The organism is Deferrisoma palaeochoriense, from assembly GCF_054656955.1.
In genome coordinates this window covers 1-4027 of sequence record NZ_BAAHXI010000126.1, presented here as the reverse complement: position 1 = coordinate 4027, position 4027 = coordinate 1, and the positions used below count along the sequence as shown (strand labels likewise).

General features: G+C 70.8%; 5 protein-coding genes. 2 read left to right on the top strand and 3 right to left on the bottom strand.

The features are described 5' to 3' along the window. Positions 1–271 precede the first annotated feature (271 nt). The 3 genes from ACYQ8L_RS18210 to ACYQ8L_RS18200 form a co-directional block, all read right to left on the bottom strand. A complete protein-coding gene (locus ACYQ8L_RS18210; RefSeq protein WP_459943244.1) occupies positions 272–709 on the bottom strand; it encodes a cytochrome c3 family protein in 438 nt (145 codons plus the stop codon). Positions 710–800: 91 nt separating this feature from the next. After that, positions 801–1379, bottom strand: a complete 579-nt coding sequence (locus ACYQ8L_RS18205; RefSeq protein ID WP_459943243.1) for a nitroreductase family protein — start codon at positions 1377–1379, stop codon at positions 801–803. Next, positions 1376–1825 (bottom strand): PaaI family thioesterase, encoded by a 450-nt coding sequence (locus ACYQ8L_RS18200; RefSeq protein WP_459943242.1) that lies wholly within the window; start codon positions 1823–1825, stop codon positions 1376–1378. The genes ACYQ8L_RS18205 and ACYQ8L_RS18200 overlap by 4 nt, the downstream gene beginning before the upstream one ends. A gap of 342 nt (positions 1826–2167) precedes the next feature. On the opposite strand from ACYQ8L_RS18200, the gene ACYQ8L_RS18195 reads away from it, so the two are divergent. Both ACYQ8L_RS18195 and ACYQ8L_RS18190 read left to right on the top strand, forming a co-directional pair. After that, positions 2168–2704: a late competence development ComFB family protein gene (locus ACYQ8L_RS18195; RefSeq protein ID WP_459943241.1), complete on the top strand. Its 537-nt coding sequence runs from the start codon at positions 2168–2170 to the stop codon at positions 2702–2704. 285 nt (positions 2705–2989) lie between these two features. Then, on the top strand, positions 2990–3949 hold the full coding sequence (locus tag ACYQ8L_RS18190; protein WP_459943240.1) for a DUF2860 family protein: 960 nt from the start codon (positions 2990–2992) through the stop codon (positions 3947–3949). Positions 3950–4027: the final 78 nt, after the last annotated feature.

Here is a 4027-nt window from a genome sequence, read left to right as displayed (position 1 = left end):
CCAATATTTTACAAACATCAACGCTCAAACGAATTTGGGGTTTTTGTGGTGTGGGGTTTTTTTTTTTTTTTAGGGGGGGGGGGGGGCCCGGGGGGGGGGGGGGGGGGGGTGGGGGGGCGGGCCCGCAACAACGGCCCCCCTCACCCCGGCCCTCTCCCCCTCGGGGGGAGAGGGAGACAGACGGCACGGGCTTCCTACCGGCACGAAACGGTTCCCCCTCCCCCGGTGGGAGGGGGACAGGGGGAGGGGGGTAGCAACGACGGCCCTCCGCTCACTCCCCGTGGCAGCCCCCGCACTCGTAGGGCGCCTTCTTCCCCTCCTTCTCGTTCACCTCGGCGTGGCACCCCCGGCACAGCCCGTGGAACGCCTTGAAGAGCGTGGGGATCTTCGCAACCCCGAGCTTCTTCTTGAGGGCCGTGTACTTCTCGGCGTACCCGTCTTCGCGGTTCGAGAGGTGGCAGTCGTGGCACAGCCCCTCGTGCTGGAGGTTCAGGTGGCAGCCTTTGCAGTCGGTTTGGTTGCGGCGGATCATCGCGATGTTGTGGTGGCACCGGTCGCACTCCACGCCCCACTCCTCCACGTGCTGCCGGTGGGGCAGCACCACCACGCCCCGCCGGGCTCGCGGCAGTTCCACCTCGTCCCGCAGCGCCCAGGCCGAGCCCGCCACGGCCACGGCCGCCAAAGCGATCCACGCCGCCGCTTTCCTCATCGTTTCCCTCCTTCGCGCCATCGGCCCCAACGAGAACAAAAGGCCCCCCGCCGAAACGAGGGGCCCTTCTATCAAGCCGACGGCCGGGGGGTCAACCGGCCACGATGAGTTCTTCCAGGCGCCGCTTGGGCACGTGGTGCACGCCTTTCTCGTCGCGCCAGTACCGGACGTCGCCGCCGGGCTCCAGGTCCTCGATCACCACGGTCTCGGCGGGCTTGCCGAGCGCAAGCACGAGCCGGATGAAGAGGTGCTCCGGGATCGCAAGGGCTTCGCGCAGCCGGTCCTTCTGGATGGCGCCGATCATGCAGCCCCCGAGGCCGCGCTCCACGGCGCCCAGGAGCATGGTCTGGGCGGCGATGCCGTCGTCGCACCACCAGTCCTTGGCGATCCGGGTGTCCACGGTGATCACGATGTAGGCCGTGGGCCGCTCCCCCGGGCCGGGACCGGGCCAGTCCTTGAGGTAGGCGGCCCAGGCCAGGCACGGGAAGATCTTCGCGTTGGTCTCGGGGTCGCACGACAGGATGTAGCGAAGCGGCTGGCGGTTCGCGGCCGAGGCCGTGTGGCGCGCGAGATCCACCAACTCCACCAGGGTGTCCCGGCCGATGCGGTGCGACTCGTCGAACCGCCGGTAGCTCCGGTTTCGGAGCACCAGTTCCCGCAGATCGCTCATGGGGTCCCTCCGTTTCCGGTGTCCCGGGGGATGTGGGGCAGCGCGAGGAACGTGCCCGTGGCGTGCCCCACGAGCTCCCCGTTCTCGTCCCACAGGTACATCTGGGCCACGTCCTGGCGCTTTCCGGGCTTTAGAACCTCCCCCACGGCCCGCAAGGCCACCCGGATCGCCGGCCGCAGGAAGTGAACCGACATCTCCGACGTGGCGATCCAGCACGGCTCGGGCCGGGCCACGGCGCAGGCGAACCACCCCGCCGAGTCGAGGAGCGTCGCGTACACCCCGCCGTGGACGCCGCCGAACCCGTGGTCGAGGCCCGGGTTGTAGGGCAGGGTGATCACGGCCCGGTCGTCCTCGTCGAACGAAAGCCGCATGCCGAAGGTGCGGGCGATGGCGGCCCGCTCGTGAAACAGCTCCAGGAGTTCCCGCCTGCGTTCCGCCCGATCCATGCCGTCCTCCGCGCCGGGGCGGGCCGCTCTGGCGTGGGGCTCCAACGAAAAAGGCGACCCGCGAGGGTCGCCATTGTGTCACGTTCCGGAGGTGTGGTGCCAGGGCGGGGAGAAAAAGGGAGGGGCGGACCTCCGTGTCCTTCCCGCCCGGACGGGGCGCGGCCGAAACCTCCGTGTCCGGCCCGGGGGCGGCCCCGCCCATCCTGTCGTCAACCCACGGATCGGCAGGCCCCACCCCGGGCTTTAGGGGGCTTGGCGAAAAAATCGAAGGCCCCGGCTCAAGCGCGGGCGCGCCCCGGCCGATCGGAAACCCGTTTCCCAGTCGCTACAGGGAGTTCGGTCATGGAGATCCGCCGCACCGTGCAGGCCATCCTCAAAAGCCGCATCTGCCCCCCCGACCAAGCCATGGAGCTCCTGCGGCTCCTCCAGGCCCGCGAGCCCACCGGGGAGGAGCGCGAGGCGCTGGACCGGCTCCGCGAGGCCCTGGAATCCGGGGAGGTCCGGGTGCCCGCGGCCGGGCGCTACCGGAACATCATGGAGGAGCTCGTGTGGGCCGAGGTGGAGCGCCGCTGCGAGGACCCCGAGGTGCTCCGGGCCGTGCGCACCAACCTCCACGACATCATGGCCTACGCCCTGAACCGGCTGCCGCCCCTTTACGCCACGAGCCTCGAGGGCGCCTCGTTCCAACGGCGCCGGGCCCAGGAGGCCCTGGCCGATTTCGTGGCCCTGCGGGTCGAGGAGGCCATCGCCACCACGGCCCACCGGCCCGACTGGCACCCCGAGCGCCTGCCCCTGGCCGACGACCCGGCCCCCCGGCTCCTGGACGTGCTCCGGCACCTCGGGAGAGAATCGGGGAGCGGCACGGGGCCCTCCGACTGACCCCACAGGCGCGGGGCGACCTTCCAATAGGTTCGGCTAGGCGGCGAAGAACACTTGGGATCCCAACGCCATCGCGCCGGCCAACCCGTGGGAGCGGCTGCCGTGTCAGGGATCAGAATTCAGAGGACAGATATCAGAAACCCCCTGTCCTCTGTCTTCTGTCCTCTGGCACCTGACACGGTCCTTTGGTCCGGCCTCGGCGGCCCACGCGGACAGTTGTTGTTCCTGCAAACAGGACGCTTTGCGGCCTACCGCCGATTTTCTCCTCTCACATCGAGGTTCCCCGTGCGCAGGGTGACGGTTCTCCCCCTTCTTGCCTTGACCCTGGCCGCCGGCGCCTGGGCCCAGCCCCGGCCCGGCCCCCCGGCCGGCGGAATCCACGGCCGCATCGAGGCCGGGGCGGGAGCATTTTGGACCACGGATCAACTCGCGGCCTCGGGGAAGAACCGTCACACCGGCGGCCTCGACGCCCCCGCCGACCCGTTCGTGCGGGCGCTTCCGGTCGGCCTCTTCGACCTGCGGTGGGCCGTGCCGGGCACCGGGGTGACGCTCCACGCCGGCACCCCCTTGGAGACCGAGGGGCCGCCGGGCCTCGCGGTCGGCGCCGAGGCAGAAACCCGAGCGGGATCGGTGGATCTTTCGGGCGTGTGCCAACCGTTCCGGAGCGTGTGGAAGGACCCCTATCTCGCCGACGAGGCCCGGGAGAAAACCCCGGCCCCCACCTACGGCCTTCGGCTTCGCTGGGGCGGCCTGATCGGCTCGGCCTGGTCCGCCGAATACCGGGTCACCTGGAGCCGGGTCGAGGACGACCGGGCCGGCGGACGCTTCGAGGAACTGCGACGGGAGGCCGTGGAGCACGTCGCGCGCCTGGAGCGGGAGATCCCCCTGGGCCGGGCGACCCGGCTCGTGCCCTCGGCCGGCTACGCCTGGCGCCAAGCCGAAGGGTCCGCCGAGCGATCCCAGGGGCCGCGGCTGGGGCTTTCGTTCCGCCGGTTCACCCGGGCCTACACCCTGCTCCTGACCGCAACCCTGGGATGGGACGCCTACGCCGACGACCACCCCGTGTTCGGCACCCGCCGCCGCGACCTCACCTACGGCGCGTTCGGGGTCGTTTCGGTCCCCATCGCCCGCAGCCGCCGGTATTTCACCTCGCTCCTCGCCGGCGCCTTCCGCCGCGAGTCCAACATCGCGTTCCTGGACGCGACGAGCCTTCTCGGGGGAGTCACCCTCGGGGTGAGGTTCTGAGGGGCCCCCCGCCTTCGACGCCACGGGGCCCACGAACACCAGCGCCGGCCCCGCCGCCTCGCCCGGCACCTGCACAAT